This window comes from Marinobacter sp. G11 (genome assembly GCF_021282325.1).
Taxonomy (GTDB): Bacteria; Pseudomonadota; Gammaproteobacteria; order Pseudomonadales; family Oleiphilaceae; genus Marinobacter; species Marinobacter vinifirmus.
In genome coordinates this window covers 1-23,946 of sequence record NZ_JAJSPB010000021.1, presented here as the reverse complement: position 1 = coordinate 23,946, position 23,946 = coordinate 1, and the positions used below count along the sequence as shown (strand labels likewise).

The following is a 23,946-nucleotide window of genomic DNA, read 5'->3' as shown; positions in this document are numbered from 1 at the left end:
GGGCCCTCTTGTTAGCGGGGCCTTGGACCAACAAATCGGCTTTCAGTTTCAAGTTTAATCAAGGAGTCCGGTTGGGATTCCGCGTAGAAACGAATATCGTTATTGGTGTCCACCAGCGCTTCCGGCGGCACGTCAACAACCGTGGGCAAGGAGAGGTTTTCGCCGCTGCTCACCGTCACCGTGGTGTCTGTCAGAATGCGCATGTCCTCAAGGCCATCCACAGACAGGCTGAAGGTTTGTGGTACTTCTGACATGTTCTGGATCTTGACGGTATACGAGTTTTCCACCCGCCCTTCGCCGTTGAAACTGAACAGTGCACCACGGTCTCGCAGCACATCCATCTTGGCCGGAACCCGGGTAGCGATGGTGAAGATCACCGCGCTGATCATCAGTACGAGCACTGCGCCATAACCGAAGGTACGCGGGCGCAGCAGCTTGGAGGTCTTACCTTCCAGCTCGTTCTCGGTGGTGTAGCGAATCAGCCCTCTCGGGTAATTCATCTTGTCCATGACTTCGTCGCAGGCATCAATACAAAGTGCGCAGCCGATACACTCGTATTGCAGGCCGTCGCGGATATCGATGCCGGTCGGGCACACCTGCACACACTGTTCACAATCGATGCAGTCACCCAGGCCAACTTCTTCCGGTGCGACGCCTTTCTTGCGTTTGCCGCGCGGCTCGCCCCGGTTCGGGTCGTAGGAGACCACCCGGGTGTTCGGGTCAAACATCACAGACTGGAACCGGGCGTACGGGCACATATACAGGCACACTTGCTCGCGCATCCAGCCGGCGTTCAGGTAGGTGGCAATGGTAAAGAAGGCGACCCAGAAGTAGGCCCAGCCGTTGGCCTGCAGGGTAAACAGGTCAATGATCAGTTCGCGAATCGGGTAAAAGTAGCCAACGAAGGTGAGGCCGGTGGCAAGGGCAACAAACAGCCACAGTGCATGTTTGATGGTTTTCTTGGTGACTTTTTCCCGGGAGTTGGGGGCCTTGTCGAGTTTCATCCGCTTGTTGCGGCTGCCTTCCACCTTCTCCTCAATCCACATGAAGATAAAGGTCCACACAGTTTGCGGGCAGGTGTAGCCGCACCAAACGCGACCGAACAGGGTGGTGATGAAGAACAGGCCGAAGGCGCTGATAATCAGCATGCCCGAGAGCAGGAAGAAATCTTTAGGAAAGAAGGTGACCCCGTACAGGTGGAACTCCCGGGCGGGCAGGTCAAAGTGGATCAGGGGCTGGCCGTCGAGGGTGAGCCAGACAAACAGGAAGTACATGCCCATGAGCACGGTCAGGCTGACATTCCGGATTCTCTGGAAAAAGCCTTTTACCTCTTTTACGTAAATCTTCTCGCGGCTTGCGTAGAGGTCAACCGTCTCATCTTTCTTGTTGTTCTTGTTCGAGTGATCGGAAGATGGGTCAACCTGCTTGACAGGAATCTCGTTACTCATGGGTACCTCCCGGTATAGGGTAAAGCTGGGAGCGGGCCTCGGCGGGTCTGCTGATCTTCTCAAGCCTGTACCCGCGGGCGCAGATACAGGGTTGAAAAGACCGGGCCAGGGCGAGCCTGGCCGGGTCGGATTTAGTTAGACAGGCTGTAAACGTAGGCTGCCAGGATCTGGATCTGATCGTCTGTCAGACGACCTTCCTGTGCGGGCATCTGGTTCTGTCGACCGTTAACCACGGTCTCCTTGATCCACTCATAGGTGGAGCCATACAGCCACACGTTGTCGGTCAGGTTCGGCGCGCCCATGGCGGTCATGCCGGTGCCATCGGCACCGTGACAAGCCGCACACGCCTGAGCGAACACCTGCTCGCCGGCTTTCGCCGCTTCTGCGTCCAGTTCGCGGCCGCTGAAGCTCAGCACGTAGTTAACCACCTGGTCGACCTGCTCGTTGGTCATGTTCGGCATAACGCCCTTTGCCGGCATGTTGCCGTTACGACCCTTGGCGATACTGTGCAGGATCTGGTCCGGCTCGCCGCCCCACAGCCAGTCGTCGTCAGTCAGGTTGGGGAAGCCCACCTGGCCGCGCGCGGCAGTGCCATGACAAACCGAACAGTTGTTGGCAAACAGGCGCTGGCCGATCTTCATGGCGTCATCGTTCTGCGCCAGTTCAGGAATGGCAGTGTCGCCGAACTGGGCATAGATTTCGCCATATTTCTCTTCGGCAGCTGCCACTTCCGCTTCCCACTGGTTGGTGGATGTCCATCCCAGCAGACCCTTGAAGTTGCCCAGGCCCGGGTACAGAGCCAGGTAGCCAAGGGCGAAGATGCAGGTTGCTACGAACAGGTAGAACCACCATTTCGGCAGAGGGTTATCGTATTCCTCAATGCCATCAAAGGAATGGCCCATTGTCCGGTCGGTTTCAGTATCGGTTGTCTGGCTCTTGCGGGTGGCCCAGAGGAGCCACCAGCAGCCGAAAACGGTACCGAGCACGATCACACTGACCCAGATGCTCCAGAAGGTACTCATTGTTTCTTCTCCGTTTTTTCCTGTTCGAGAGTACGCTTTTCGACTTCGTCGTCATCGAAGGGCAGGTGTGCTGCCTCGTCGTTGGCCTTCTTGCGGTGGGCGCTGTAAGCCCACCAGACGATTCCGAAGAACGCTGCCATTACCAGCAGTGTGTGAATGCCGCGTAACTCATTAATATCCATGGGATCACCGCTTCTCTGAAATCACAGTACCCAGCTGTTGCAGGTATGCGACCAGCGCTTCGATTTCAAATTTTCCTTCAATCTCACTCGCTGCGTTGGCAACCTGCTCGTCGCTGTAGGGCACGCCAAGCGTCTGCAGCGTCTTCATTCGGGACTCAATGGAACCGTGATCAACACGATTCTCGAACAGCCACGGGAAGGCAGGCATGTTGGATTCGGGTACCACGCTGCGAGGATCGTACAAGTGCTGGCGCTGCCAGGCATCTGAGTAACGACCTCCTACACGAGCCAGATCCGGCCCGGTACGCTTGGAACCCCACAGGAACGGACGGTCATAAACGAACTCGCCCGCAACGGAGTAGTGGCCATAACGCTCAGTCTCAGCCCGGAACGGACGGATCTGCTGGGTATGGCACACGTGGCAGCCTTCACGGATGTAAATGTCCCGGCCTTCCAGCTCAAGAGCGGACAGAGGCTCCAGGCCTTCGACCGGCTGGTTAACCTCTTTATGGAAGAACAGGGGCACTACTTCCGCAAGGAAACCACCACTGATGGTCAGCACGATCAGCACGATCATCAGACCAAGGTTCTTTTCGACTATTTCGTGTCTCATCTGGTCTCTCTCCCTTACGCCGCCTGAACCGCAGCATTATCTTCTGCAACGGCGTCTTTCTGGCGTACGGTCATGTACACGTTGTAGGCCATGATCAGCATTCCGGTCAGGAAGATCGCGCCACCAATGAAGCGTACAAAGTAGCCAGGGTAGGAGGCTTCAAGCGCTTCCACGAAGCTGTAGGTCAGGGTGCCGTCTTCGTTCACAGCACGCCACATCAGGCCTTGCATGATGCCGTTAACCCACATGGCAGCGATGTAGAGCACGGTGCCTACGGTAGCCAGCCAGAAGTGAACGTTGATCAGCGCAGTGCTGTACATCGCCTGGATGCCCCACAGTTTCGGAACCAGGTGGTAGATCGCACCGATACTGATCATGGCAACCCAGCCCAGGGCACCGGAGTGCACGTGGCCGATGGTCCAGTCAGTGTTGTGGGACAGGGCGTTTACGGTCTTGATGGACATCATCGGGCCTTCGAAGGTAGACATACCGTAGAAAGACAGGGATACCACCAGGAAGCGCAGGATCGGGTCAGTGCGTAGTTTGTGCCACGCGCCAGACAGGGTCATCATGCCGTTGATCATGCCACCCCAGGACGGAGCCAGGAGGATCAGGGACATTACCATACCGGCAGTCTGTGCCCAGTCAGGCAGGGCAGAGTAGTGCAGGTGGTGGCCGCCGGCCCAGACGTAGGTGGCGATCAGTGCCCAGAAGTGGACGATAGACAGGCGGTAGGAGTATACCGGACGGTTGGCCTGCTTGGGTACGAAGTAGTACATCATGCCCAGGAAGCCGGCGGTCAGGAAAAAGCCTACAGCGTTGTGGCCGTACCACCACTGCATCATGGCGTCGGTAACACCGGCGTATGCAGAGTAGGATTTGAACGCAGTAGCCGGCAGCGCCAGGTTGTTACCGATGTGCAGTGCTGCAACGGTAATGATGAACGCGCCGTAGAACCAGTTAGCCACGTAGATGTGGGGGGTGCTGCGCTTGGTCACGGTACCGAAGAATACCAGGGCGTAGGTTACCCAGACGACGGCGATGGCGATGTCGATCGGCCATTCCAGTTCGGCGTATTCCTTGGATGAGGTCAGGCCCATTGGCAGGGTAATGGCCGCAGCCACGATAATGGCCTGCCAGCCCCAGAAAGTGAATGCCGCCAGGCTATCCGAGAACAGGCGGGCCTGACAGGTCCGCTGAACTACGTAATAGGAGGTAGCAAACAGGGCACTACCACCAAAGCCGAAGATAACGGCGTTGGTATGCAGCGGCCGCAGTCGGCCGAAGTGGGTAAAGGGCAGGTCGAGGTTGAGGGATGGCCAAACCAGCTGTGCTGCAATCAGCACACCCAGAGCCATGCCTACAATACCCCATACCACTGTCATGATGGCGAATTGTCTCACCACCTTGTAGTTGTATGTCAGGTTCGCATTTACTGTGCTCATAGCCTTACCAATGGGTTCAGGATGGGGAATTATGCGGGCGCAAGTATGGAGAAACCGTTAGGTGTTTGCAATGATTCAGGTCAACTCCTGATATCCGTCAAATTCGCCGGATTCCGGCGTTTTACCAGTAAGTTGCAATGAAAATCATTCCCGGCCCGGCGGCAGTGCCAGGTCAACGGGTACCCCCTTGCACGGGGTTAAATGATACCCCCTCAGAGTTAACAGGTGAACGATGTGGAGCTGATTAAGACCAAAAGCTATGGTGAACAGGCCGAAATGATCATGATTCTGGCCCATGGGGCCGGTGCGCCGATGGACTCTCCGTTCATGGAGGCCCTGGCCGAAGCTCTGGATGATCAGGGCATTGCCTGTGTTCGCTTCGAATTTCCCTACATGCAGAAGCGGCGGGAAGACGGCAGGAAGCGACCGCCAGACCGTCAGCCGAAATTGCTCGAATGTTTTTCCGGAGTGATCTCGGCCGTCCGGCAGGAAATCGGCTCCGGGGCCAGGCTGCTGATCGGCGGCAAATCCATGGGCGGGCGCATGGCCTCAGTGCTGGCCGGCGAAGCCGGAGCGGGAGTCAGTGGTGTGGTGTGTTTTGGCTATCCGTTCCACCCTCCGGGCAAGCTGGACCGCTGGCGCATCGATCACCTGGCTGGGGTGACTTGCCCTCTGATGGTGGTGCAGGGTACCCGGGACCCGTTCGGTAAGCCGGATGAGTTGGCAGCCCAGGGCGATATTTCCGGCATTTCGAAATTGGTGTGGCTGGATGGCGGCAACCATGATTTCCAGCCGCCGGTCCGGCATCTGGAAACCCAGGCCAGCCTGATTCAGCAGGCCGCGCGCCATACCCGTCAGTTTGTTGCGGATTTTGTCCCCGCCTTGTGAATGCCCGGTGCGACGGGCTTCGGCACAGAGTTCCTCGGCTCGGTCCGCGCCTGGTGCTCGATATCCAGCAGTTTCCAGTGTGACGGGCAGCAGGTAATAACGGTAATCTACGCCCCGGCTGGCGAAGGGGAAGCGGTCACCTGTTTGCAGGGGTGGTTCCTTGAGTATAGACAACATCCCGTAACAGCAAAGCGGGAAGTGTAGCCAGAACAGACCAGAACGACCGTTAAACAGGTTCAACTTTCTTGGCCGGCCAGGTGTCATTTTCCTGACGGCCCCGGGAAACACATTATATGCAACAGATCATGCTGATATGCCGGCCAGGTTTCGAGACCGAAGCCGGTCAGGAGTTGACCGACCAGGCCGCAGCGGCCGGTATCTTCGGGTTCTTTCAGCCCGGCAAAAACACCGGGTTACTCCGCTTCACCATTGGTGGAAACGAGCCGGCCGAAGAGCTGATGCGCCGTGTGGCCCTGGAGGAGCTGGTCTTCACCCGGGACTGGTTTGCGGTTCTGGGCGATTGTGAGCTGCCGGTCCAGGACCGGGTAGGGGCAATCCTGGCGTTTATGAACGATCAGGGTTGGCAGGGTAACCGCTGTGCCCGGCTTGAAGTAAGGTTGCCGGAAACCAACGACGACCGCGACCTGGGCAACTTCGCCCGCAAATGGGTTGCCCCCCTGTCGAAGGGGCTGCGCGGGGCCGGCCTGCTGAAAGACGACCCCGAGGCTCCGGCACCGGCGCGGCTGGAAATCCTGCTGACCGGCTTTACCACCGCCGTGGTGGGCTACAGCCTGACCGGCAACCGGGCACCCTTTGTTGGCGGGATACCCCGGTTGCGGCTGCCGGCGTCGGCCCCCAGCCGCTCGGCGCTGAAGCTTGAAGAAGCCTGGAAGGTATTCTTGCCGCAAGAGCGTTGGTTAGAGTATCTCGGCGGCGGCAAAAAGGCGGTTGACCTGGGCGCCGCTCCCGGCGGCTGGACCTGGCAGTTGGTGCGGCAGGGCATGATGGTAACGGCGGTAGACAATGGCCCCATGAACCCGGAGCTGATGGCCAGTGGCCATGTGGAACATGTGGAGGCCGATGGCTACGCCTGGCGGCCGAAGCGGGCCGTGGACTGGATGGTGTGCGATATTGTTGATAAACCCCGCCGGACGACGCGGATGGCGGTGGACTGGATGGGTGAGAAGCTGTGCCGCTACGCGGTATTCAATCTCAAGCTGCCGATGAAAAAGCGATACGAGGAATGGCTGGTGTGCCGGGAAATCCTGGTTCAGGGCCTGGAGGATGCGGGCCTGCATTGTCAGATGAAGGCCCGCCACCTGTACCATGACCGTGAAGAGATCACCTGTTTTATCGAGCGGCTCGACTAGCCTCTCAAGGCATGGGGCTTTGCTCGAGCACGGTGATGGCCTCATCCTGGTCCATCATCGGTATCAGTTCGGCCATCAGGTTCTTGCGGGTTTCCGAGTGGAACCAGCGTTGCCAGTCGGCTTCGGAGCGCCAGTTGGCCAGGGTGATGCGATGGTTGGGGTCGTGGCTGTCGACCAGGGTTTCGCCGGAAATAAACCCCGGCGCGCCCACCGCCTGTTGCAGCACCAGTCGGGACCGCTCTTCATAGGCAGTTTCGAGTGTTTCGGCAATATGGCGTTCAATCAGAACCCGGATCATTAAAATCTCCTTTATTTTCGATGCTATAAACAATAATTTAGCACTGAATTCTGAAAAATCACGAGAACTTCTGGAGGCAATGTTGGCAGGTTCAGATTTTGACGCGGAACTCGATGCCCGGGGGCTGTTTTGCCCGGAACCGGTGATGATGCTGCACAACCGCATTAACGATGTGGAGCCCGGGCAAGTGCTGCGGGTACTGGCCACAGACCCGTCGACGACCCGCGATATTCCGCGTTTCTGCCAGTTCCTTGGCCATGAGCTGATAGGTGAACACGAGCAGGATGGGGAATACGTATACCTGATCCGGCGCAGCGAAGGCTGACGCCGGACAGGTCAACGCAAGTCAGCTCAGCTTTCCCGGGCGACCTTGCCCAGATGATCCATGAACTGCTCCCTGTCCATTTCTCCCAGAATCCGGGCCTGGCCCAGCTCCTCGCCATTGTTGCGGTAAAACAGGATGGCCGGCGGGCCGAACAGGCCCAGTTCGTCCAGAAGGGCCTGCTGGGCCCGGGTGTTATCTGTCATATCAATCTGCAACAGGGTGTAGGGCTGTAATGCCTGAATCACATCCGGCTTGCTGAACACGTTGCGTTCCATCACCTTGCAGGAAATACACCAGTCGGCGTAGAAGTCGAGCATTACGGGCTGCCCGGCGCTGCGGGCATCGGCCAGCATGGCGCGGATCTGCTCCGGGTCTTCTACCCGCTCGAAAGGCGCGTGGGCTTCGGTAGCGCCAGCCGCTGACACGGTACCGGCGGTGGCTACAAAGGGATCCAGCGGGCGCAGGGGATCACTGGCCCCGCCAGCCGCGCCGGCCAGCAAGGCCAGGCCGTAGGCAAAAAACACCAGGCCGAAGCCTTTGCGGGTGCGCTCCCAGCCGGCCCTGGCGGCATCAAAGGCGCCCAGTTGCACGCCGGTGATGGCAATCAGCAGACCCCAGAGCGTCAGCCCGGCCCAGGCCGGAATCAGCCGCTCGACCAGCCAGATGGCCACGGCCAGCAGCATCACACCATAGAAGTGTTTGACGGTAGTCATCCAGTGGCCCGAGGTAGGCAGCAGCTTGCGCCCGCCCACGGCTACCAGGATCAGTGGCACGCCCATACCCAGGCCCAGGGACAACAGGGCAACGCCGCCAATGACCGCATCCTGGGTGGTAGAAATATAGAGCAGGCTGCCGGCAAGGGGCGCCGACACGCAGGGTGAGACAATCAGGGCAGACAGCGCGCCGATACCGAACAGGCTCAGTACCCGGCCGCCGGTCATCTTCTGGCTGGCATCGTTCAGGGGCTCCCGGATAAAGCGCGGCAGCTGGATTTCAAACATGTCGAACATCGACAGGGCAAAGACAACAAACATCGCCGCAAAGACCCCGAGCACCCAGGGCGATTGCAGGTGCGCCTGCAGGTTGAAGCTGGCTCCCAGCAAACCGGTGATCACCCCGGCGGCGGCATAGGTAATGGCCATGCCCAGCACATAACTGCCGGACAGCATTAGCGCCTGGCCGGTGGAGCGGGTGTTATGGCCCGAAACCATGCTGGACATGATCGGCACCATGGGCAGCACGCAGGGGGTAAAGGTCAGGCCCAGCCCCAGCAGGAAAAACAGGCCGGCAATCATCCAGATGGTCTGGCTGGACAGGAAGCTGGCAAGGCCGCTGGCGCTGGAAGTGTCTGCCCCCGGAACAGAGCCCGGGCCGGAATTTGTGCCGGAAGCGCTGCCGCTGCCGCTGCTGTTGCTGGTTGCGACAGCGGCGGATTCACTGCCGTCGCCGCCCGGATAATACAGCACATCCCGGGTCTGTGGCGGGTAGCAAAGACCGGCTTCCGCACAGCCCTGATAGGTCACCTGGAGCTCTGCTTCGCGGACGCCATCCGGCAGATTTACCGGTACCCGGGCTTCTACGGGATCAAAGAAGACCTCCATTTCACCGAAAAAGTCGTCTTCGGTGAGGGTGCCCGGCCGGGAAAAGACGGGGTCCCCAAGGGTAACGCCCTCGGTAACGGCACTGACCCTGATTCGGGCTTTGTACAGGTAGTGCCCGGGCGTGATATCCCAGGACAGCACAACAGCGCCCTGATCGGTGGAGAAGTTGAAGGGCAGGGCTTCATCCACGGGCAGGAAGTCGCCGTTTCCGCCGCCGAAAAGGGAGTTTCCGGAGTTGCCGAAAGCCTGCACGGGCGAGGACGCCAACAGGCCCAGCATGGCGAGCAGGAGCAGTGCAGGCAGCAGCAGGGCGTGGCGGCGGATACTGGGGTCAGAGAGCGTTGTCATGAATTCGTGATAATCCTGTGTCGTAAATGCATGAAGTCGTTCTGCCTGGGGTGGACACGGGGGCCCCGCTAAAGTTCCCTCTGGTATTGGCCGCAGTAAAGTCGCACAATAGCCAACCGATGAACCACAATCCAGACGATCTTATCATGCTGTTCAATGACCTGTTCCGGGAAAGCTGCCGGACGCTACTGGTCAGGGGCAGCGACGAACCGGAATACATTCCTGCAAGTGAGCCCGACGGGTTTGCCCGGGTGGTTTTTGCCCACGGATATTTTGCCAGCGCCCTGCACGAAATTGCCCACTGGTGTATTGCCGGTGAGCACCGCCGCACACTGCACGACTATGGTTACTGGTATTGTCCGGACGGGCGTACCCCGGAGCAGCAGCAGGCCTTCGAGAACGTTGAAATCCGGCCCCAGGCCATCGAGTGGCTGTTTTCGCTGGCGACCGGTTCGCGGTTCCATATCAGTGTGGATAACCTGGCAGGCGACGGCGCGGCCGACGAACAGGCCTTCCGGCGCAACGTTTGCAAACAGGCTGCGGATTACCTCGAGCATGGCCTGCCGGAACGGGCCCAGCAGTTTTTTGACACACTTAAACAGTTCTACAACACTTCAACCCGCATCGGCCATGACTGGCATCACGACAAGGTTCGCATCGCACCGGCGGGGAATGAATACCTTAAATCAAGGACAGCAGACACTCTATGACATCTGAAACCAAGCACACAGGCGATCTACGCTTCAGTGACCTGAACCTGGACCAACGCCTGCTGGATGCCATTACCAAAATCGGCTTTGAATACTGCACGCCTATCCAGGCGGAAACCCTGCCCTGGACCCTGGCCTGCGAAGACCTGATTGGCCAGGCCCAGACCGGCACCGGCAAAACCGCGGCCTTCCTGATTACCGCTATCCAGACCTTGCTGGAAACCCCGATCGACGAAAAAGATCGCTTTGCCTCGGAGCCGAGGGTCCTGGCCCTGGCGCCAACCCGCGAACTGGCCATGCAGATTGCCAAGGATGCCGAGCAACTGTGCCAGTATACCGGCCATAATGTGGTGACCGTGGTGGGCGGCATGAACTACGACAAGCAGCGGGAGCAGTTGCAGAACGAAATCGTGGATATCCTGGTGGCTACGCCGGGCCGCTTGATCGACTTCCTGGGCTCCCAGGATGTGTTCCTTGACCAGCTCGACATCCTGATTCTGGACGAAGCCGACCGGATGCTCGACATGGGCTTTATTCCGGACGTCAAGCGCATTATCCGCAAATGCACCCCCAAGGACGAGCGCCAGACCCTGTTGTTCAGCGCCACCTTCAACCAGGACGTATTGAACCTGGCCTCCATGTGGACCCGCAATGCCGAGTTTGTGGAGATCGAGCCAGAGCAGAAAACCGCCGAGCGGGTTGAGCAAACGGTCTACCTGGTGTCTGACGACGACAAACTGCCAGTACTGGTGAATTACCTCAAGCGGCCGGAAGTGGATAAGGCCATCGTGTTTGCCAACCGCCGTGACCAGTGTCGTGACCTGGAAGAAGACCTCCGCAACCAGGGCGTGAAAGTGTCCCTGATGTCCGGAGAAATTGCCCAGAACAAGCGCCTGAAAACCCTGGACCAGTTCAAGAAGGGGCAGATCCAGGTGCTGGTGGCAACCGATGTGGCGGGCCGGGGTATTCACGTAAACGGCGTAACCCACGTGTTCAACTACAACCTGCCGGAGAACGCCGAGGACTATGTGCACCGGATCGGCCGTACCGGCCGGGCGGGCAGCACCGGTGTTTCCATCAGCTTTGCCGGAGAAGAAGACTCTTTCGCCTTGCCGGAGATCGAGAAGTACATCAGCCAGAAGCTGAAAACTGCGGTGCCTGATCAGGACCTGATGGCGTCCATGGAGAATCCGCCGATCACCCGCAAGCGGGGAGGTCGCCGGCCCCAGGGCAACCGGGGTTCTGGTGGCCGTGGTGGCCCGCGCCCGCGTCGCAACTGATCGGGAGTCCGGAGACAGGTTATGTTGATTGTTGCAGATGAGAATATTCCGTTACTCGACGCCTTTTTCGGGGATATCGGTGACATTCGCCGGGTTACCGGAAGAACCCTGACCCGGGACCAGGTGCAAGATGCCGACATCCTGCTGGTGCGGTCGGTCACCCCGGTAGGGTCCGGATTACTGGAAGGTACCCGCGTAAAGTTTGTGGGCACCACCACCATCGGCACCGATCACGTTGACCTCGACTGGCTGGAACAACAGGGTATCCGCTTTGCGGCCGCCCCCGGTTGTAACGCCAGCAGCGTGGCGGAATACGTGTTATCGGTGCTTTCCCTGTTCGCAGAGCGTCAGGGCCTGGATGACTGGAGTTCCCTGAGTGTCGGGATTGTCGGTGTCGGCAATGTGGGCGGAACCCTGGCCCGGGTGCTGGACCGGCTCGGCTTTGAGGTCCGGTTGTGTGATCCGCCAAGGCAGGATGCCGAGCCGGAGTCAGAGCAAGCCTTTGTCAGCCTGGCGGAAGCCCTGGAGTGCGATGTCATTACCTTGCACACGCCGCTGACCCGAACCGGCGCCCATGCTACCCACCACATGATTTCCAAAGCCGAACTTTCGACCCTTCGGCCCGACCAATTGCTGATCAACTCAGGCCGTGGCGAAGTGATCGATAACGGAGCCCTTAAGCAGCGTCTCGAGCAGGCAGATGCACCACTGGTGGCGCTGGATGTCTGGGAAGGTGAGCCCCGTATCAGTCCCGAGCTGGTGGCGCTGACCTGGCTGGCAACGCCCCATATTGCCGGCTACAGCCTGGAAGGCAAGGTGCAGGGAACCGAAATGATCTACCAGGCACTGTGTCAGTTTCTGGGGTTGCCGGTGCGCAAGAAGGCTGGCCAGTTTTTGCCGGAACCGGCCATGAGCAAGGTGTCGTTCACCAGCAATGCCGCCGAGGATGTGGCCAACCGCATTGCGCTCCGGGCCTGTTACGATCCCCGACAGGACGATGCCCGTCTGCGTCTGGCGATGAAAGGAAGCCCGGAAGAGCGGGGTGTGGCCTTTGACCGGCTTCGCCGGGACTACCCGGTACGGCGGGAATGCTCCAGTCTGAAGGTTCAGCTAAAGGGCAGTAGCAAGTCCCTGCAGGACAGCTTCAAGGCGATGGGTTTCAAGCTCAAGATCTGAGGGCTGGCAGGTAGCTGCGGATACAAAAAAGGGGCGTGAATTCGCCCCTTTTTGCTTTTTAAACCCTACGCCTCAGAGCTGCGCATTCTGTAGTGCTGCAATGCGGTCTTCCAGTGGCGGGTGAGTCATGAACAGGGCCGCCAGGCCGGAGCGGGCTCCGCGGTTGATAGCGAAGGCCTGCAGGGTATCCGGCATCTGGTCCGGTACCTCGCTTTCCTGTTTCAGGCGGGCCAGGGCACTGATCATGGCACCGCGCCCTGCCAGTTGGGCGCCGGCAATGTCAGCCCGGAATTCCCGGCGACGGGAGAACCAGAACACAATGGTGCTGGCCAGGATACCCAGTACAAGTTCCGCGACCATGCTGACCACAAAGAAACCAATCCCGTGGCCGTTTTCGTTCTTGAATACCACCCGGTCGACAAACGAGCCGATCACCCGGGAAGCGAAGATCACAAAGGTGTTCACCACGCCCTGGATCAGGGTCAGGGTCACCATGTCGCCATTAGCGACGTGGCCGATTTCATGGCCTAGCACCGCACGGATTTCGTCTTTGTTGAACCGGTGCAGCAACCCCTCACTGACGGCGACCAGCGAGTCGTTCTTGTTCCAGCCGGTGGCGAAGGCGTTGGACTGTGTGGCCGGAAAGATAGCCACCTCCGGCATCCCTATACCCGCTTTCTTTGCCAGCTCTGCGACGGTGTCTACCAGCCAGCGTTCAGCCGGTGTGCGGGGGGAATCAATCACCCGGGCCTTGGTGCTCCACTTGGCCATGGGCTTGGAAATCAACAGCGAAACGATGGCCCCGGCAAAGCCGAAGACTGCGGCAAACGCCAGCAGTGAGCCGTAGTCAATGCCTTGCCCGGCCAGATAACTGTCGACCCCGAGCAGGCGCAGGGTAAAACTTGCCACCAGGATAACGGCCAGGTTAGTGGCCAGGAACAACAGTATGCGCATAGCTTTTTCCTGTGTTGAAGTACGCAGAACTTTGTCGGCTTTCTGACCGTTATATGTGGCCCGGGTTCACGGCTTCAAGATCCTTACAGCGATTTAATGCAGTTCCCGGGCACTGAAATCCGTAAAGAAAGCGGCCTGAACGGCCAGGCTGATCCGGGTGGAACTGCCGTTCTTCAGTGCGGCCCGGAGCAGGTGGATATAGGTAGACAGGTCTTGCTGGACCGAGGCCGGAAGGCTGGCTTCCCCGGGGGGCAGGGCATTCAGCTTGCGGGCGAGTGCTTGCGGTGCCGGGGCGCTGAGGCGAACGAAGGCTTCCCGGGTCAGCACCGCCTGGTCCAGAGCTTCCTGGCGGATGGTGTCGACGTACCGCAGTAAACCTTCTTCCTGAAGCCACAGCAGGGCGCCAAAGCAAGCCATGTGGCGTTTACTGTGAAGCCCGAATTCGTCCGGTTCGTCCGGGCCGGCAATGTCTTCCACAAACAGGTTGGTGCGCCTGGGGAAGGCAGCGTATAGCTGCGCCAGGGCGATGGCGACGTCCTTGTAAAATTCCTCGACATGAATGTCGGCCATGATAAATCCTGATTATTGGCGGTAGTGTTCCAGGAAGTTGGCCAGCCGCCCCATGGCATCAGCCATGGTGTCCTGGCGGGGCAGGAACACCACCCGGAGGTGTTGCTTGTCGTCGATGTTGAAGGCGGAACCCTGTACCAGCAGGATTTTTTCCTGCAGCAGCAAGTCCAGCACCAGTTTTTCATCGTTGGCGATGGGGAAGTGCTTCGGGTCCAGCTTCGGGAACATGTACAGGGCGCCCTGAGGTTTCACACAGCTGACGCCCGGAATGTCGTTGAGCATGCGCCAGGTGGTTTCGCGCTGTTCATAGAGCCGGCCGCCGGGTGCCACCAGGTCGTTGATGGACTGGTAGCCGCCCAGGGCGGTCTGGATGGCCAGCTGGGCCGGCACGTTGGCGCACAAGCGCATGTTCGACAGCATCTCGATGCCTTCGATCAGGTCCCGTGCCCGGTGCTTGGCGCCGCTGATGATCATCCAGCCGGAACGGTAGCCGGCAGCCCGGTAGTTTTTCGACAGGCCGTTGTAGGTAAAGAACAGCACGTCTTCGGCCAGGGAGGCGATGGACGTGTGCACGGTGCCGTCGTACAGAATCTTGTCGTAGATTTCGTCAGCCAGGATGATCAGGTTGTGCTTGCGGGCCAGTTCGATCACCTGGTGCAGCAGCTCATCCGAATACACCGCGCCTGTGGGGTTGTTCGGGTTGATCAGAACAATGGCCTTGGTGCGACGGGTGATCTTCTTCTTGATGTCGTCGATATCCGGGAACCAGTTCTGCTGCTCGTCGCAACGGTAGTGCACCGGCTTGCCGCTGGACAGGGTGACGGCTGCGGTCCACAGCGGGTAATCCGGGGCCGGTATCAGCACTTCGTCGCCGGTATTGAGCATGGCCTGCATGGACATCACGATCAGTTCACTGACGCCGTTACCCAGGTAGATGTCATCGATGTCTACCCGGGGAATGCCGCGCTGCTGGCTGTAATGCATGACCGCCTTGCGGGCAGAGAACAGGCCCTTGGACTCCACATAGCCCTGGGCCTGGTGCATGTTGTAGATCACATCTTGCTGGATCTCTTCGGGCACATCCAGTTCGAAGGCGGCCGGGTTGCCGATATTGAGCTTGAGTACCCGGTGGCCTTCTTCCTCGAGCCGACGCGCCTCACGCAGAACCACGCCACGAATTTCATAACATACGTTGTCGAGTTTGGCGGATTTGAAATAGTTCTGCATGGCGTGATGCGTCCTTAACGAAAAACGGGAAAAGTTTCCGGATAACGGAAGCTTACTATTCTAGCGGAGGGATGTACCGGGGTAACAGGGGCAATTGTGACCAATTGTGGCGAATTACGGATTGATCACATAGCAGCTCTGGTTTTAAGCAATTAAATTGTGCACAATTGATATTCATTCGGCTCACAACAGGACAGGTGATTTATGTCGGAAGCAACCGTTTACGATTTCAGTGCCACGGACATCAAGGGCAACGAAACGTCCCTGGCGGATTATCGGGGCAAAGTTTTGCTGATCGTGAATACCGCATCCAAGTGCGGCTTCACGCCCCAGTTCGAGGGGCTGCAAGCCTTGCACAAGGACCTGGGAGAAAAGGGCTTTGAGGTGCTGGGATTTCCCTGCAACCAGTTTTTGAGCCAGGACCCGGGTGACGATAACGCTATCAGCCAGTTCTGCTCGCTAAACTACGGCGTGAGCTTCCCGATGTTTGCCAAGATTGAGGTGAACGGCGAGGGCACCCATCCGCTGTTCCGGTTCCTGAAAAAAGAAGCCCGGGGTGTGATGGGGTCGGAGAAGGTCAAATGGAACTTTACCAAGTTTCTGGTAAACCGTGATGGTGCTGTAGTCCGGCGCTATGCACCCACCGCCAAGCCGGAGGATATCCGCGCTGACATTGAGAAGCTGCTCTGAATCCATGACGGACCACAGCCCGATGCTGGCACTCGATAACCAGATTTGTTTTGCGCTCTATGCGGCCAACCGGGCTGTGACGGCCCGGTACCGTCCTTTATTGGCCGGGCTCGGGCTCACCTATCCGCAGTACCTGGCGATGCTGGTGCTGTGGGAGCTGGATGACGGTGGAGCCGGGCCAAGGGTGTCTGACCTGGGGCAGCGGTTGCGGCTGGATTCCGGAACCCTGACACCCTTGCTCAAGCGGCTCGAAGAACGCAAATTGCTGTTGCGTACCCGCCGGGGGGATGACGAGCGGGTGGTGCGCATAGCCCTGACCGATGCTGGCCGCGAACTGAAGGCCCGGGCCGCGGGCATACCGGAACAGTTGTTGTGCGGGCTTGACGTGGAGCCCGCTCAGTTGGTGGCGCTGCGCCAGCAACTCAGGGGGCTGCTGGCGGTTCTTGAGCAGGCGGAGCCCAGCGCTCAATAACCGCCCTGAGCTCGTCCCGTTTATAGGGTTTGGTGATGTAATCGTTCATGCCGCAGGCCAGGCAATGTTCCCGGTCGCCCTGTAACACGTTGGCGGTAACGGCAATAACCGGAAGTTCGGCCCACTCGGGGTTCTGGCGAATGGTCCGGGTTGCCTCGAAGCCGTCCATGACGGGCATCTGGCAATCCATCAGGATGATGTCATATTGCTGGCGCTGCAGTGCAGCCAGCGCCCGCTCGCCGTTCTCGGCCATGTCAACCCGGTGCCCGAGTTTTCTCAGCAGCCCGCTGGCAACCAGTTGGTTTACCCGGTTATCTTCCACCAGCAGAATCTTCAGGGGTGACACCTTTGAAGATTCGTCTGCTGGTTCGGAGGCTGGCATCCGGGGTTCGGTCTTCGCCACTGCCAGGGGCAGGATGACGGTGAAATGGGTGCCAGCGTCTATGCGCGAATCGACCAGGATCCGGCCCTTCATGTGTTCCACGAGCTGCCTGCACAGGGCCAGGCCCAGACCGGTTCCGCCATAGAGCCGGGTTGTGCCGGTATCCGCCTGAGAAAATGGCGAGAAAATTCGGTCAAGGCCTTCGTCAGACATGCCGATGCCGGTGTCTATCACTTCGATACGCAGGCTGCCCCCGGTCCAGCTGGTGCGCACTTTCACGCTACCGTTGTCGGTGAATTTGATGGCATTGCTCAGAAGGTTATTGATGACCTGTCGGGTGCGGGTCGGATCACCAAGAAAGCAGTCGGGTAAGTCCGGATCGGTTTCGCTGATCAGCTGGATCTGTTTGCCTACGGCCTGCTGGCGATGCAACGTGGTGCATTCGTCGATCAGCTCGCGCATGCTGAACGGTATGGTCTCCAGGCTTAGCTTTCCGGCCTCCACCTTGGAAATGTCCAGGATATCGTTGAGCAAACCAAGCAGGTTTTCCCCGGCATTCAGGGCAATTTCCAGGCGATTGCGCTGGCCCTGGTCTTTCTCGCTATCCAGCGCCAGCCCCAGCATCCCAAGCACGCCGTTCAGGGGGGTGCGGATTTCATGGCTCATGCTGGCCAGGAAGTTGGCCCTGGTGCGGGCACGCCGTACCGCATCTTCCTTCGCCTTGACCAGGGCCCGGTTACCCCGCTGAAGGGCGTCGTTTTTCTCGGAAATTTCCCGGGTCCGGTCCGCAACTTCCTGTTCCAGCTGGCTGGAATAGTTCTTCATGGTAGCTTCAGCCGTTCGCAGTTGCGAAACGCTGTTGTCCATGTTTTCCAGGTGTTCATTGATAATGCCCACCATGGTGCCGATCTCGTCTTCCCGGTGGTTTTCCGGAACCGGCAGGCGAACTTTTTCCGGGGAGCTGGCGTTTACCTGGCTCAGGGCGTTGATTACGTTGAGCATGGGGCGGGTGAGCACAAAGTAGAAAATGGCCAGCAACACCCCGGATAACGCCAGGCTTTTCAGTAGCCCGATAACCAGGGTGTAGGTGGCACGCTCAAGGAACCGTATGCCGTAGTGGTAGGTATCGATGGTCACCACCAGCCGGCCCAGGGGCAGGTCTGCCAGCTGGGGTACCCGAAGGTTTTCCCGGAACACCCGGTCTGCGCCGAACAACAGGTCGCTGGCCCAGCGGTAGCGGGATTCCGGGCTGCTTTCGCTGGAGGCCGACATGGTCTGGCCTTCGTTATCGATCAGCCGGGCATCGATGGCCGCCGGGTGCTGCAGCAGGCCGTCGAGGAGTTCATCGGCCAGCCGCATGTCTATGTTGTAGGCAATCTGCGACGCGGGGCTGTGGCTGGTTTCAATCAGGGCTTTGACTTCCCGCTCCATGGAATCGCGGGCGTCAAAATAATCCAGGGTAATCTGGATCAGGTTCAGCACCAGGCCTACGGCCATGGCAACCAGAACGGTGTCCCGGGTAAGGCGGTAGGAGAGCCGTTGCCTGAAACTTTTGAACACGGTGGTGGTTGATCCCTGGATAAGCGCGGTGTTTTGCGCCAGAGCGTAGCAGAATTCTCCGGATCAGTCCGTTAACCTGCGTAACCGCATCATCCCATTCATTTAATGAATCATGTGATTCCTGTATATTGAAGCGGTGAATAGTCGTCCGGTTGTCAAGCCGTGAACCCCTGATGGAGTCGCCCATGGATATTTCCCGCGTAGACCTCAACCTGCTCGTATACCTGGATGTGTTGCTGCGGGAGCGCAATGTAACCAAGGCCGCCAACCATCTGGGCATTACCCAGCCGGCCATGAGTAACGGCCTGCGCCGCTTGCGGGACTTGTTCGGTGATCCCTTGCTGGTTCGTACCAGCGAAGGCATGACCGCGACTGAACGGGCCCGGGAGCTGCAGCCCCTGGTGCGGGGGATCTTGTCGAACATCGAACAGGCGGTGCAGGAAAAGACGCCGTTTGCGGCCCACGACAGCCAGCGCGTGTTCCGGATCATGGCCAGTGACTACGCAGAATCCTGCCTGATGCCGAGGGTATTGCGGCGGATTCGCCAGGAAGCGCCCCATGTGACCCTGGATGTCCTGACCCCCAGTGATGTCAGCTTCCTGGACGTGGAGCAGGGCCGGCTCGACATGGCTATCAACCGCTTCGACAAGATTCCCCAGTCGTTTCACCAGAAAACCCTCTGGACCGAATACTTTGCCTGCCTGATGAATTCCCACAATCCGATCCTCAGGCAGCCGTTCACCCTGGACACCTACCTGGAAGCCAGCCATATCTGGGTCAGCAAAACCGGTTTTGGTGTGGGTGTCGGGGTAAACCCGAAAGATGTCCAGCGTTTGGGGTGGGTAGACGAAGCTCTGGGGCGGATGGGGCGTAAACGCCAGATTTCCGTGTTTACCCGCCATTACCAGGTGGCCATGTTGCTGGCCGAGCAGCACGACCTGATTGCAACGCTGCCGTCACGGGCGGCCTGGTTGCAGAAAGATAATCCGAACCTGGTGGTGAAGGTGCCGCCGTTCGAAATCCCGCCGTTCGAACTGAAAATGGCCTGGAGTCCCTTGCTGCAGCACAACAGTGACCATCAGTGGTTGCGCCGGCTGATTATTGAAGTGGCCGAGGAGGTGGATGAGGAGTTTGCGCCGTTCGGTGCCCGTTTCGAATCGCCCCAGGCAATCTACGGGCAACACTCAGAGCGGTAGTTCCCGCAGTTCCATGGAGGGACGGGCGGCGTCCCACATGCGCTGGAAGGATTCTTCCATCAGCTTTACCCGGCCTGATGCGGCGAAGCCGGCAAAGCCGTCGGGTTTGTTGAAGTGGTGGCGGTAAAGAACCCCTTCACGGTCAACCAGCATGAACGGCTGGTCTTCCATCGGGTAGTCGGCGTTTACCAGCCTTAGCTCCATGCGGCTGCTCAGGCGACGCATCAGCTCAACCAGCTGGTGCCGGCGTTTCACCAGGGGTTTGTCGTCGTGGATCAGCAGGCGGACTTCGCTCAGGCGGTGTCGGCGGGCTACCGCAGAAATCAGTTCCCGCAGCCGGTAACGGTCATACAGGTCGTGGTCCAGCAGGTTGTCATACAGCCACAGGCGCTGGCCGGCCTGGCCCACCAGCGAATCCATCAGGCCGAGCATGGTGGCTTCGTCGTGGAACAGCCAGCTCTCGGTGTCGGCCCCGAGAATCAGCGGTTGGGTGCGGTCAGCGAGTGCCTGGTGGGCCAGCGAGGGCGCAAGGCAACGCATATCCAGGTGGGGGATGCCGGCGTCATCGTAGGGCTCGGAGCAAATATGGAAGCCGAAGCGCCCGTAGAAGCCGGTGGCGTGGTTCTGGGCTGATAGCCGAAGTTCCTGGAAGCGCCCGGCTGATTCCGCAACCAGGTGCCGCAGCAGCGCCTCGCCCACACCTTGGCCACGGTATTCCGGAAGCACAGCCATTCGCCCGATAAAACCGGTTTCTTCCATGGTGGAAAACAGCCGGGCGGTGGCCATGGGGGTATTGCCATGATCGACTGCCAGGTAATGATCGGCAATCTCGTCAGTGTCGTCCCACTCAAGCTCCGGCGGCACCTTCTGCTCATCGATAAACACCCGCTGACGGATGTCGCGGATGGAGGCAGGGGCCAGTTGCCAGCTGTATTTGCGAAATCTCGGAGTCATAGCTTACTCGAAGTACAACGAACCCTGGTTATACAGGTTGGTCAACAGGCCCAGCAGGGCCTCGTCACCGGCAAATTCGGCCAGGGCCGACATATCAATGCGGGCTCCGGCACACAGCAAGGGTGCCAGTAGCTGGGCATCGCCTTTCAGCAGGTATTGCTCACCATCCACAAACAGGGCGGTTTCACCGGCCAGTTCATGGTAGGCAAAGCGGGAGCCTTCGTTCCAGCGCAGCTGCTCGCCGGCGCGGATGGCTTCCGCCAGGTCTTCTGCTTCAGCGGGTTCCTCTGCCGGCACCACGATGTCCATGCTCTTGGGAGCGGTGGTGAACTGGCCGAACCACAGGGCCAGGTTGCGGCGGTCGCCCAGCTGTTCGCGGATTACCGTATCCAGCCGGTCGATAACCTCCGCACCGATGGTGCCCGGGTTGTCCTGAACCTGTAGGTCCGGGTCGTCCAGGTGTTCGGCGGCCTTTTCTTTCTGACTCAGGAAATCGGTAAAGCTGGTCAGGATGTCGTCGATGGTGGGCGCACGAAAGCCGACAGACAGGGTGATGCAGTCGTCTTCCGCCACACCGTGGTGGCCGATACCCGGGGGCAGGTACAGCATATCGCCCGGTGCCAGGGTGACGGTTTCTTCGCCGCCCCAGCTGCTCAGGATGCGCAGGGGCGTGCCTTCCACCCTTGGCGATGTGTGGTCGCAGTGGCCGCCAAAGGTCCAGCGGCGATGGCCCTGGGCCTGCAGCAGGAAGACGTCGTACATGTCGTAGTGAGGGCCAACGCTGCCACCTTTCGGGGCATAGCTGGCCATGATGTCATCCAGGCGCCAGTTGGGGACGAAACGGAAGTTGTCGAGCAGGTCGGCAATTTCCGGTACCCAGTGGTCCAAGCCCTGAACCAGCAGGGTCCAGTCCTGTTCCGGCAGGTCGCTGAAGCGATCCGGGTTGAACGGGCCGTTGTGCAGTTGCCAGGGTTTGCCGGCATCGTTCTCGATGACGATGCGGGATTCCACCGCTTCTTCACAAGCCAGGCCGGCCAGTTCGTCCGGGCTGACCGGGCACTGGAAACCGGGAAATGCCTGACGGATCACCAGGGGCTTTTTCTGCCAGTAATCCCGCAGAAATTCAGAAGCTGTCAATCCGCCAAGCATGTCCATGGTGTTGCTCCCGTTTAAATGTTGCCGGCCTGTTCGACGGCATTACCGATGTAGGTGTCCGGAGTCAGGTTGCGCAGTTCGGCCTTGGCTTCTTCCGGAATTTCCAGGGTCTCCACGAAATTCTTGATGACTTCCGCGCTCATGGTTTTGCCGCGGGTCAAGTCCTTGAGTTTTTCGTAGGGCTTTTCGATGTTGTAGCGGCGCATCACGGTCTGGATCGGCTCGGCCAGTACTTCCCAGGCGTTGTTCAGGTCTTCGTTCAGGCGGGCCGGGTTGATTTCCAGCTTGCCCAGGCCTTTCAGGGAGGCTTCGTAGGCAATCAGGCTGTGGGCGAAGCCAACGCCCAGGTTGCGCAGTACGGTAGAGTCGGTCAGGTCACGCTGCCAGCGGGAAATCGGCAGCTTGGCAGACAGGTGGCCGAAGATGGCGTTGGCGATGCCCAGGTTGCCTTCGGAGTTTTCGAAGTCGATGGGGTTCACCTTGTGGGGCATGGTAGAGGAGCCAATTTCGCCGGCCACCGTCTTCTGCTTGAAGTAACCCAGTGAGATGTAGCCCCAGATGTCCCGGTCGAGGTCGATCAGGATGGTGTTGAAGCGGGCAATGGCATCATACAGCTCGGCAATGTAGTCGTGGGGCTCGATCTGGGTGGTGTACGGGTTCCAGTCCAGGCCCAGGCTCTCGACGAACTCTTCGGCGTTGGCGGCCCAGTCTACATCCGGATAGGCAGACAGGTGGGCGTTGTAGTTGCCCACGGCGCCGTTGATCTTGCCCATGATTTCCACTTCACGAATCTGCAGCAACTGGCGGCGCAGGCGGTAAACCACGTTGGCCAGTTCCTTGCCCACGGTCGTGGGAGAGGCGGTCTGGCCATGGGTGCGGGACAGCATCGGCTGTTCGGCGTGTTCCTTGGCCAGCTCGGCCAGCTTGTCGACCACCTTTTCCATGCCTGGCAGCAGTCCATGGTCCAGTCCTTCGCGCAGCATCAGGGCGTGGGACAGGTTGTTGATGTCTTCGGAGGTGCAGGCGAAGTGCACGAATTCGGTCACTGCGTGCAGCTCGGGCACCTCGGCGATCTTTTCTTTGATCAGGTATTCGACCGCTTTCACATCGTGGTTGGTGGTGCGTTCGATTTCCTTGATGCGCTCGGCATCGGCCAGGCTGAATTCGCTGACCAGCTTGTCCAGGAAGGCGTTGGCTTCGGCAGAGAACGCCGGCACTTCGGTAATGGCCGGGTGTGCGGCCAACTGTTGCAGCCAGCGGATTTCGACGGTTACCCGGTTACGGATCAGGCCGTATTCACTGAAGATGCTGCGAAATACGCTGACTTTACTGCCGTAGCGGCCATCGACCGGGGAAATAGCGGTCAGGGCGGTGAGTTCCATCGAAAACCTCTCAGTTCATCAAAGAAAAATCGGATCGGGAAAATATGAAGGCGTTAATGATACACCAGAGGGCGCTGCGAATCAGCGCAGCAGCTCCCTGGCGTGCAGGATCACTTTCTTGCGCTTGAAGATCAGTTGCCAGCGGTGGCCGCCACTCTGGCGCCAGAGTACAGCCGAACGGATGCCGGCCAGCAGCAGGGCACGGACTTTGTGCTGGTTGTCTTCCCGCTGCAGCATGTTGGGGTTACCGCTGACCTGGATGCGCGGGCCCAGGGTACTGATGGTGTCGCTGTATACGGATGCCAGGTTGCTCAGCAGGTTGCTGTGGGTGTATCCGAAATGGCTGGCGGTGTGGCGGGCCTGCTCAATGCGGTTGCCGAGCACATCCATTACATCGCCCTTGCGCTTGAGCTTGGATTCCAGGTGGATCAGGTTCAGCACATAGCGCAGGACCTCTGCGTCCTGCGGGCGGGCTTGCTGGGCGAATACGGTCGACAGCACCTGCAGGCCATCGCGGATGTCGGACAACTCACCACCGTAAACATCCAGCGTGGTCTCGGGATCTGTGGCAAACAGCGAGCGGATGCAGGTTTCCATGGCCGCTTCGTTGCAGTAACCGGTGTGTGCAATTTCCCGCACCAGCGCGGCTGCCTGGAAGATACCCGCCAGGGCCAGGGTCTGGTCGTGCAGGGAACGGC

Annotated in this window: 24 protein-coding genes; 9 read left to right on the top strand and 15 right to left on the bottom strand. The window is 59.2% G+C overall.

All coding sequences use genetic code 11. The features are described from left to right. Nucleotides 1-11 precede the first annotated feature (11 nt). The 5 genes from ccoG to ccoN all read right to left on the bottom strand — a co-directional run bounded on the left by ccoG (nt 12) and on the right by ccoN (nt 4,710). Nucleotides 12-1,448 (bottom strand): cytochrome c oxidase accessory protein CcoG, encoded by a 1,437-nt coding sequence (gene ccoG, locus LWH94_RS13325; protein WP_232902540.1) that lies wholly within the window; start codon nt 1,446-1,448, stop codon nt 12-14. Between the two features lie 131 nt (nt 1,449-1,579). Continuing rightward, on the bottom strand, nt 1,580-2,470 hold the full coding sequence (gene ccoP, locus LWH94_RS13320; protein ID WP_232902539.1) for a cytochrome-c oxidase, cbb3-type subunit III: 891 nt from the start codon (nt 2,468-2,470) through the stop codon (nt 1,580-1,582). Next, nucleotides 2,467-2,652, bottom strand: coding sequence for a CcoQ/FixQ family Cbb3-type cytochrome c oxidase assembly chaperone (locus LWH94_RS13315; RefSeq protein ID WP_011785266.1), 186 nt, complete (start codon nt 2,650-2,652; stop codon nt 2,467-2,469). Before LWH94_RS13315 ends, ccoP begins: the two co-directional genes overlap by 4 nt. A 4-nt stretch (nt 2,653-2,656) precedes the next feature. Continuing rightward, entirely contained in the window at nt 2,657-3,265 is a 609-nt protein-coding gene (gene ccoO, locus LWH94_RS13310) for a cytochrome-c oxidase, cbb3-type subunit II (protein ID WP_232902538.1), read from the bottom strand. A 14-nt stretch (nt 3,266-3,279) separates the two neighbouring features. After that, nucleotides 3,280-4,710: a cytochrome-c oxidase, cbb3-type subunit I gene (gene ccoN, locus LWH94_RS13305; protein WP_232902537.1), complete on the bottom strand. Its 1,431-nt coding sequence runs from the start codon at nt 4,708-4,710 to the stop codon at nt 3,280-3,282. Nucleotides 4,711-4,944: 234 nt separating this feature from the next. Here ccoN and LWH94_RS13300 point away from each other — a divergent pair, with 234 nt between their 5' ends. After that, a complete protein-coding gene (locus tag LWH94_RS13300; RefSeq protein ID WP_232902536.1) occupies nt 4,945-5,598 on the top strand; it encodes an alpha/beta family hydrolase in 654 nt (217 codons plus the stop codon). A 293-nt stretch (nt 5,599-5,891) separates the two neighbouring features. Next, nucleotides 5,892-6,968 (top strand): 23S rRNA (cytidine(2498)-2'-O)-methyltransferase RlmM, encoded by a 1,077-nt coding sequence (rlmM, locus tag LWH94_RS13295; protein ID WP_232902535.1) that lies wholly within the window; start codon nt 5,892-5,894, stop codon nt 6,966-6,968. Nucleotides 6,969-6,972: 4 nt separating this feature from the next. On the opposite strand, the gene LWH94_RS13290 is transcribed toward rlmM, so the two are convergent. After that, nucleotides 6,973-7,266, bottom strand: a complete 294-nt coding sequence (locus tag LWH94_RS13290; RefSeq protein ID WP_058340050.1) for an antibiotic biosynthesis monooxygenase family protein — start codon at nt 7,264-7,266, stop codon at nt 6,973-6,975. 79 nt (nt 7,267-7,345) lie between these two features. On the opposite strand from LWH94_RS13290, the gene tusA reads away from it, so the two are divergent. Beyond that, nucleotides 7,346-7,591, top strand: coding sequence for a sulfurtransferase TusA (gene tusA / locus LWH94_RS13285; protein WP_022988009.1), 246 nt, complete (start codon nt 7,346-7,348; stop codon nt 7,589-7,591). A 26-nt stretch (nt 7,592-7,617) separates the two neighbouring features. On the opposite strand, the gene dsbD is transcribed toward tusA, so the two are convergent. Continuing rightward, nucleotides 7,618-9,540 (bottom strand): protein-disulfide reductase DsbD, encoded by a 1,923-nt coding sequence (dsbD, locus tag LWH94_RS13280; protein ID WP_232902534.1) that lies wholly within the window; start codon nt 9,538-9,540, stop codon nt 7,618-7,620. A 146-nt stretch (nt 9,541-9,686) separates the two neighbouring features. On the opposite strand from dsbD, the gene LWH94_RS13275 reads away from it, so the two are divergent. Genes LWH94_RS13275 through pdxB form a run of 3 tightly spaced genes read left to right on the top strand, consistent with a single transcriptional unit; the run spans nt 9,687 to nt 12,706 of the window. Beyond that, complete coding sequence (locus LWH94_RS13275; protein ID WP_442914994.1) at nt 9,687-10,250, top strand: elongation factor P hydroxylase; 564 nt, start codon at nt 9,687-9,689, stop codon at nt 10,248-10,250. Beyond that, nucleotides 10,247-11,530: a DEAD/DEAH box helicase gene (locus LWH94_RS13270; protein WP_232902532.1), complete on the top strand. Its 1,284-nt coding sequence runs from the start codon at nt 10,247-10,249 to the stop codon at nt 11,528-11,530. The genes LWH94_RS13275 and LWH94_RS13270 overlap by 4 nt, the downstream gene beginning before the upstream one ends. 21 nt (nt 11,531-11,551) lie before the next feature. Beyond that, nucleotides 11,552-12,706 (top strand): 4-phosphoerythronate dehydrogenase PdxB, encoded by a 1,155-nt coding sequence (gene pdxB, locus LWH94_RS13265; RefSeq protein WP_232902531.1) that lies wholly within the window; start codon nt 11,552-11,554, stop codon nt 12,704-12,706. 72 nt (nt 12,707-12,778) lie between these two features. Here the strand turns inward: pdxB and htpX are convergent, their stop codons facing one another. The 3 genes from htpX to LWH94_RS13250 form a co-directional block, all read right to left on the bottom strand. Then, the gene (gene htpX / locus LWH94_RS13260; RefSeq protein ID WP_232902530.1) at nt 12,779-13,660 is read right to left on the bottom strand and encodes a protease HtpX; all 882 of its coding nucleotides are present in this window, start codon (nt 13,658-13,660) and stop codon (nt 12,779-12,781) included. A gap of 93 nt (nt 13,661-13,753) precedes the next feature. Then, complete coding sequence (locus LWH94_RS13255; RefSeq protein WP_232902529.1) at nt 13,754-14,230, bottom strand: hypothetical protein; 477 nt, start codon at nt 14,228-14,230, stop codon at nt 13,754-13,756. 12 nt (nt 14,231-14,242) lie between these two features. Further along, a complete protein-coding gene (locus LWH94_RS13250; protein WP_022988002.1) occupies nt 14,243-15,457 on the bottom strand; it encodes a pyridoxal phosphate-dependent aminotransferase in 1,215 nt (404 codons plus the stop codon). Nucleotides 15,458-15,661: 204 nt separating this feature from the next. Between LWH94_RS13250 and LWH94_RS13245 the strand changes: the two genes are divergently transcribed. Together LWH94_RS13245 and LWH94_RS13240 are read left to right on the top strand one after the other, a co-directional pair. Further along, nucleotides 15,662-16,147 carry a glutathione peroxidase gene (locus tag LWH94_RS13245; RefSeq protein ID WP_022988001.1) on the top strand — a complete coding sequence of 162 codons (486 nt, stop codon included), beginning with the start codon at nt 15,662-15,664 and terminating at the stop codon, nt 16,145-16,147. A 4-nt stretch (nt 16,148-16,151) separates the two neighbouring features. Continuing rightward, entirely contained in the window at nt 16,152-16,619 is a 468-nt protein-coding gene (locus LWH94_RS13240) for a MarR family winged helix-turn-helix transcriptional regulator (protein WP_232902528.1), read from the top strand. Here LWH94_RS13240 and LWH94_RS13235 read toward each other — a convergent pair. Continuing rightward, nucleotides 16,570-18,561: an ATP-binding protein gene (locus LWH94_RS13235; protein WP_232902527.1), complete on the bottom strand. Its 1,992-nt coding sequence runs from the start codon at nt 18,559-18,561 to the stop codon at nt 16,570-16,572. The genes LWH94_RS13240 and LWH94_RS13235 overlap by 50 nt on opposite strands. Before the next feature lie 185 nt (nt 18,562-18,746). On the opposite strand from LWH94_RS13235, the gene LWH94_RS13230 reads away from it, so the two are divergent. Then, nucleotides 18,747-19,757 carry a LysR family transcriptional regulator gene (locus tag LWH94_RS13230; protein WP_022987998.1) on the top strand — a complete coding sequence of 337 codons (1,011 nt, stop codon included), beginning with the start codon at nt 18,747-18,749 and terminating at the stop codon, nt 19,755-19,757. Here LWH94_RS13230 and LWH94_RS13225 read toward each other — a convergent pair. The 4 genes from LWH94_RS13225 to hflD form a co-directional block, all read right to left on the bottom strand. Continuing rightward, a complete protein-coding gene (locus tag LWH94_RS13225) occupies nt 19,746-20,711 on the bottom strand; it encodes a GNAT family N-acetyltransferase (protein WP_199455980.1) in 966 nt (321 codons plus the stop codon). The two genes, LWH94_RS13230 and LWH94_RS13225, sit on opposite strands and share 12 nt — an antisense overlap. 3 nt (nt 20,712-20,714) lie before the next feature. Next, on the bottom strand, nt 20,715-21,866 hold the full coding sequence (locus LWH94_RS13220; RefSeq protein WP_232902526.1) for a cupin domain-containing protein: 1,152 nt from the start codon (nt 21,864-21,866) through the stop codon (nt 20,715-20,717). A gap of 14 nt (nt 21,867-21,880) precedes the next feature. Then, entirely contained in the window at nt 21,881-23,248 is a 1,368-nt protein-coding gene (gene purB, locus LWH94_RS13215) for an adenylosuccinate lyase (protein WP_232902525.1), read from the bottom strand. Nucleotides 23,249-23,329: 81 nt separating this feature from the next. Next, nucleotides 23,330-23,946, bottom strand: a 617-nt coding sequence (gene hflD / locus LWH94_RS13210) for a high frequency lysogenization protein HflD (protein WP_232902524.1), incomplete at its 5' end; no start/stop codon positions are given.